The organism is Melaminivora alkalimesophila (assembly GCF_000282995.1).
GTDB classification, from domain to species: Bacteria; Pseudomonadota; Gammaproteobacteria; order Burkholderiales; family Burkholderiaceae_C; genus Melaminivora; species Melaminivora alkalimesophila.
Window position 1 is genome coordinate 1 of sequence record NZ_ALEE01000458.1, and the last position, 5,559, is coordinate 5,559.

Here is a 5,559-nt window from a genome sequence, read left to right on the forward strand (position 1 = left end):
GGCGGGGCCGCCGCCCTGCCCCGCAGCGACCATGAGCTGGGCGCGCTGGCGGTTCTCTGCCTCGATGGCTGCCGCGAAGTACTGTCCGGCTTTGCTCGCCTGGCCCTTTGCGCGGTAGACGCGACCGGCCGTGGTCAGGACGTCCGGATCCTGCGGAGCGATCTGCAGGGCGATCTGCACCGCCGATTCGGCGTAGGCATGGTCCTTGGCGCCGGTGGCGGTGTTGGCCGCGGCCAGCAGCAGGCCGACGTTGCGCGGGTCTCTCTCCAGCAGACGCTGGTACAGGCCCATGGCCTGCGCGTGGTCACCGTGGTCGGCATACATGCGTGCCAGTGCCCCAACGACTTCCGGATCCTGCGGGCGCTCGGCCAGCAACGGGGCCAGCATGTCATAGGCCCCTGCCAGGTCGCCGGCCTGTCGCAATCCATCCACCTGGCGCAAGATGTAGCCGACACGGATGTCCTCGAAACTGCGCCGATCCTGCGCCGACATGGGGGTGTCCTGCAGCTGGCGCAGCACGCCTGCCAGTTCGACGTCCTGCTGCGTCTTGAGCAGCGCCGCCGCATACTGCAGGCGCAGTCCCACTTCCGGGCGCGGCGTGCGTGCCAGCATGTCGCGCACCATGGCCAGCGCGCGGTTCGGATCGCCCACATCCGCCCAGGCGAGAGCCACTGCCCCCAGCAGTTCCGGCTCCTGTCCGATGAAGGGCTCAGCCTGCATGAGGACGGACTGGGCCTGCTGCACCCGCCCCTCGCGCGCCAGTGCAGAGGCCGCCTCGGCCTGCACGTGGACCCACACGCGCTTTTGCAGCGCGGCGATGTCGCGCGTGCGATTCTGCTCAGGAATGCGTTCGAGCGTCGCCAGCGCGCCGCTCCAGTATGGCGCCGAGATAGGCCGGGCCGACAGCGTCGCGCAGCACCTGCAGGACATCCTGGGACAGCGCGCGCGCTGAGTTGAGCTGGTTGAGCAGATACAGGGCTTCCGCGAAGTCGGGCCGCGGCGCGCAGTAGGTCTGGATCATGCGCTGCATGAGCGGCAACGTGGCGTAGGAAGCCGCGTCGGCGAGCATCACCACCAGCACCCAGCGGGCCACCGAGAGCGCCTGCTGGCCATAGACTGAGGGGCCGGGCGGAGTGTCCAGCAGCACCAGGGCATCGTCCGGCAGCTGCAGCGCGCGCAGGTGGTGCGCCAGCCAATCGGGATCGGCCGCCATCCGGGCTTCCAGGGTGGTGCGGTCTTGCTCGGTCACCGCGCCGTAGGGGAGCACGTACTGGCCCGGCTGGAGCTCGAAGCAAGCTTCGCCCCAGCCTTGGCCGGCAAGGCTGGCACGCGACAGTCCCCGCAGGTCCAGCGGGTCGCAGCCCATGTGGAAGGCGAGCGCGTTCTGGGGGTCGAGGTCGATGGCCAGCACCGTGCGCTGCGTGAGGCGCGAGAGAGCCGCGGCCAGGCTGGCGGTCACCGTGGTCTTGCCGACCCCTCCCTTGGCGGATGCGACGGCAAGGACATTCATGGGTTAACTCGTCCAGTCAACCGTGCAAGAAAGTGCCGCAGTCCCGAGGGTGGGGCGTTGGGCTCGCTGGCAGTGGTTGCGCCTGCGGCCAGGCGCGCCAGCGGCGAGGACCCGTCCAGGCTGGCCGGGCCGGGGCGGAGCGGGGCCTGCTGCCCGCGGTCCAGCCGGGGCTCCTTGCGAGAAGACGTCCACGCCGCGCCGGAGGGCCGAGGTACCGTGACCTGAGGCTCGGACGAAGCCTGCGCCGACGCTGACGCCGCAGACTGCGCTGCCAGCGAGGCGAAGGCGGCGGCCAGAGCGTTCCGTGGAGGCGGCTCCGCCACGGGGGTATCCGTGATCGCGGAAGACACCGTCCGGAGGCGGGCCTGCGCCGCAGTGGGGCGAAGGGCGGCGAAGGCCTCCGCCAAACTTGAGGGGGCGGCAGCGTGACCATCCGCCGAGACGGGCGCATGGGCAGGCGCCGCCACTTCACCTGGGCCGTGCCGGCTCCAGCCCGGCGCAGGCGCCGCAAGGGGCTCGGCTCCCTGACGCACCGGTGGGACCTGTGCATCGGTCGGCGAGTCCTGCAGGCGTGACAGCAACGGCCAGCGCTCACGTGCCTGCTCTACTTTGCGCGCCCGGCCCAGTTCCTGGTAGCTCTGCGGGCGGCCGCCGAATTCCCGGAAGAGATGAACGATGTCCTGGGGGGGGTTGCTGCGGCATGGTGTGGAGTCCTCGGGTCGTCCTCGGCCGGTCGACTGCGGCCCTCAGGCGCTCGCCAGGCGCAGGCGCATGCTGCCCAGGCCGTCGAGCGGCGCGGCAGGCTGTACGCGCAGCCCGTCCGCGCCCGCGGCATCGAACCATTGCTGGTAGGCGCCCTGCAGGAAGCCTGCGGCCCAGCCGGCGCCTTCGCCGAAGGCCGCCGACAGGGGAGAGAAACGGTGTTCGATACCGATGCCGGCAGGGGTCTGGTCAAGCGTCACTGTCCCCCCAGTCGATGGATTCCCAGACACGGTTCATGGCATTTTGCAGCGCAGGCACGCTTTCCTGAGGGCCCAGATCGTGCTGGGCGGCAAAGCGGCTGCCGATACGTGCCATGAGCCGGCCGAGATCGTCCGACGACAGGGCCGAGGCGAACTCCTGCCCCAGCGCCAGCAGGAAGCCGCGCCATTGGCGCGCGCACTGCAGCCGCTGGGCATGCTCAAGAGGTAAGGGGGGGGCTGGCGGCGGACGCCGAGGGAGAGAGCATGTCGTTCAAGCAAGTGGAAGGGTGAACCCGTTGTAACCGCTTTCACATCCGGTGTGACTAATCAATAACTCTATACAAACAAGAAGTTTTTGCAATAGTTTTTTTGTATGTGCCGCAGCGGTTGCCAGAATACGAACCGTCACCTTGGCTGCGCACGCCCGAGCGCCCCGTTGCCGCGCCGGGCTGGGGCAAGGCAGGCAAAGAGGATCAGCCCCGCCCGTCGGCCGCCGCGATCACACCGCCGCCCAGGCAGACTTCCCCGTCGTACAGCACCGCCGATTGCCCCGGCGTGACGGCCCACTGGGCCTCGGGGAACTGCAGCTCGAAACCGTCGCCCTCGGCCCGCAGCAGGGTGCAGACCGCATCCTGCTGGCGGTAGCGGGTCTTGGCAGCCCATGAACCAGGAGCAGGCGGCGCGCCGGCAATCCAGCTCGCGTCCTGGGCGGCGAGCCGGTGGGACAACAGCCAGGGGTGGTCGTGCCCCTGGACCACGTGCAAGGTGTTGGTCGCTACATCCTTGCGCGCCACGAACCAGGGCGCGTGCGCGCCGCCGCCGCGTGCTGCGCCCTGGTCCTTGACGCCGCCGATGCCCAGCCCCTGGCGCTGCCCCAGGGTGTAGAAGGACAGGCCGACGTGGCGCCCGAGCGTGCGCCCGCGATCGTCGACGATCGGCCCGGGGGCGTGGCGGATGTAGCGGTTCAGGAACTCGCGGAACGGCCGCTCGCCGATGAAGCAGATGCCGGTGGAATCCTTTTTCCTCGCGTTCGGCAGGCCGATCTCGGCGGCGATGCGGCGCACCTCGCTCTTGTGCAGCTCGCCCACCGGGAACAGCGTGCGCGCCAGCTGCGCCTGGGTCAGGCGGTGCAGGAAGTAACTCTGGTCCTTGGAGGCATCCACGCCCTTGAGCAGCTCGAACAGGCCGCTCTCGGGGTTGCGCCGCACGCGCGCGTAGTGGCCGGTGGCGATCTTTTCGGCGCCGAGCCGCATGGCGTGGTCCAGGAAGGCCTTGAACTTGATCTCGGCGTTGCACAGGACGTCCGGGTTGGGGGTGCGCCCGGCCTGGTACTCGCGCAGGAACTCGGCGAACACCCGGTCCTTGTATTCGGCGGCGAAGTTGACGTGCTCGATCTCGATGCCCAGCACGTCGGCCACGCTCGCGGCGTCCAGGAAATCCTGCCGGCTGGAGCAGTATTCGCTGTCGTCGTCATCTTCCCAGTTCTTCATGAAGATGCCGACCACCTCGTGGCCCTGGCGTTGCAGGAGATGGGCGGTGACGGCCGAATCGACCCCGCCGGACAGGCCCACGACCACACGCTGCTTGCTCATGCGGGGATTATCCCGCGCCCGCCAAGCCCCTGCAGTCGGGCGCCGCAGGTCCCTGCTGGCTGGCTTCAGGCCGCGGCGGCGCGCATCGCGGCGACCGATGGGTCGGTGTGCACCAGCGACAGCGGAAAGCGCTGCCCCGCGAGGTAATCCTCCAGCGAGCGCAGCAGCAGCGGGCTGCGGTGGCGCTCCGGACAGGCGCGGATTTCATCGGCGGTCATCCAGACGGTGCGCACGATGCCCTCGTCCAGGGCGCGCCAGCCATGGTGCGCCCCCAGCCGGCCCGAGAAGGCAAAGCGCAGGTAGGTCAGGTCGTCGCCGGTGCGCGTCTTGATGAAGCGGTTCAGGTACACGCCCACCAGCGCCAGTGGCTCGAAGTCGTGCGCCGTCTCCTCCAGCACCTCGCGCGCGCAGGCGTCCTGGGGCGACTCGCCCGGGTCCAGGTGACCGGCCGGGTTGTTGAGCTTCAGGCCGTCGGCCGTGTTCTCCTCGACCAGCAGGAAGCGGCCATCCCGCTCGATGACGGCGGCCACGGTGACGTTGGGTTTCCAGCGGTGGGGCATGGCGCGGATTATGGCGAGACCAGGAAGGGGCGGCTTGCGGCGATTGCGGCGCCGTTGTCCGCAGGCGCGCACGGCGTCCGGTCGGTGCTCATTTCGGCAGTTCGGGCCGCGGCAGGTAGTCGTCCAGCGACAGGCCCTTTTCCGCCAGCAGCGCCTCCAGCACCGGCGCCAGGCGGCCCAGGCTGTCGTGCACGGCCTCGCGCACCGTGTCCACCACCACCTGCGTGCTGCGCTCGATCTCGACGTTGAGCCGGTCGCCGGCACGCAGGCCCTCGAAGACGGTGGCGCGGCGCGTCTCGGGAATCAGCCAGACTTCGAACCAGCCCTCGCGCCGGTCCACCTCGGCCACCGTGAGGCTGGCGCCGTGGATGGCGATGTAGCCTTTGGCGAAGATGTAGCGCCGGTAGCGCTCGGGCACGGCCACGCGCCAGACCAGGTTGTTGTCAAACTCGCGCACGCTCTCCAGCCGCGCCGTGAAGTCCACGTGGCCCGACAGCGGGTGGCCGCCGATCTCGGCCCCCTCCTTGGCGGCGCGCTCGACGTTCACCCGATCGCCTTGTGCGTAGCTGCCCAGGGTGGTGATGTCCAGGCTTTGCTGCATGACGTCGAAGCGTGCGGCGGTGGGCGAGACGACGTCGGTCACCGTCAGGCACACGCCATCGACGGCGACGCTGGCGCCGATCTCCAGCCCTGCGCAGAAACCCTCGGGGAATTCGATGGTGAAAGTGCGCAAACCGGGACGGTCTTCGATGGCGGCGAGCGTGGCGACGGCCTGGACGATGCCTGTGAACATGCGGCTGGACGGGGCGGGAGAGGCTGGATGGAACCCGGGATTGTGCCAGCCGCACCCAGCGGGGGCGCGGCGACGGGCAATGCGCAGGCGGCAGCCGGACGGGCGGGTGCGCCTAAGCCGCTGCCGCGCCGGCCTGCGGCGG

Annotated in this window: 8 protein-coding genes; all 8 read right to left on the reverse strand. The window is 69.9% G+C overall.

Translation table 11 applies throughout. The features are described from left to right. Positions 1-930 (reverse strand): tetratricopeptide repeat protein (locus tag A612_RS08935; RefSeq protein ID WP_141630347.1); only part of this gene is annotated, 930 nt, incomplete at its 3' end. Further along, positions 839-1,510 (reverse strand): cellulose biosynthesis protein BcsQ, encoded by a 672-nt coding sequence (bcsQ, locus tag A612_RS08940; RefSeq protein ID WP_019374155.1) that lies wholly within the window; start codon positions 1,508-1,510, stop codon positions 839-841. The genes A612_RS08935 and bcsQ, both read right to left, overlap by 92 nt. Continuing rightward, positions 1,507-2,187, reverse strand: coding sequence for a cellulose biosynthesis protein BcsP (gene bcsP / locus A612_RS18165; protein ID WP_369333157.1), 681 nt, complete (start codon positions 2,185-2,187; stop codon positions 1,507-1,509). The genes bcsQ and bcsP overlap by 4 nt, the downstream gene beginning before the upstream one ends. A 69-nt stretch (positions 2,188-2,256) precedes the next feature. Then, positions 2,257-2,472 carry a hypothetical protein gene (locus tag A612_RS17910; RefSeq protein ID WP_019374156.1) on the reverse strand — a complete coding sequence of 72 codons (216 nt, stop codon included), beginning with the start codon at positions 2,470-2,472 and terminating at the stop codon, positions 2,257-2,259. Beyond that, entirely contained in the window at positions 2,462-2,677 is a 216-nt protein-coding gene (gene bcsD, locus A612_RS18170) for a cellulose biosynthesis protein BcsD (protein ID WP_420891025.1), read from the reverse strand. Before bcsD ends, A612_RS17910 begins: the two co-directional genes overlap by 11 nt. Before the next feature lie 268 nt (positions 2,678-2,945). After that, positions 2,946-4,064, reverse strand: a complete 1,119-nt coding sequence (gene mnmA / locus A612_RS08950) for a tRNA 2-thiouridine(34) synthase MnmA (protein ID WP_019374158.1) — start codon at positions 4,062-4,064, stop codon at positions 2,946-2,948. A 65-nt stretch (positions 4,065-4,129) separates the two neighbouring features. Then, the gene (locus A612_RS08955; RefSeq protein WP_019374159.1) at positions 4,130-4,624 is read right to left on the reverse strand and encodes an NUDIX hydrolase; all 495 of its coding nucleotides are present in this window, start codon (positions 4,622-4,624) and stop codon (positions 4,130-4,132) included. An 88-nt stretch (positions 4,625-4,712) separates the two neighbouring features. Next, positions 4,713-5,417 carry a riboflavin synthase gene (locus tag A612_RS08960; protein WP_019374160.1) on the reverse strand — a complete coding sequence of 235 codons (705 nt, stop codon included), beginning with the start codon at positions 5,415-5,417 and terminating at the stop codon, positions 4,713-4,715. Between the last annotated feature and the right edge of the window lie 142 nt (positions 5,418-5,559).

Excerpts from the sequence above, each read along its gene's own strand:
- mnmA (WP_019374158.1), bottom strand. The coding sequence starts at position 4,064 with ATGAGCAAGCAGCGTGTGGTCGTGGGCCTGTCCGGCGGGGTCGATTCG.
- A612_RS08955 (WP_019374159.1), bottom strand. The coding sequence starts at position 4,624 with ATGCCCCACCGCTGGAAACCCAACGTCACCGTGGCCGCCGTCATCGAG.
- bcsQ (WP_019374155.1), bottom strand. The coding sequence starts at position 1,510 with ATGAATGTCCTTGCCGTCGCATCCGCCAAGGGAGGGGTCGGCAAGACC.
- A612_RS08960 (WP_019374160.1), bottom strand. The coding sequence starts at position 5,417 with ATGTTCACAGGCATCGTCCAGGCCGTCGCCACGCTCGCCGCCATCGAA.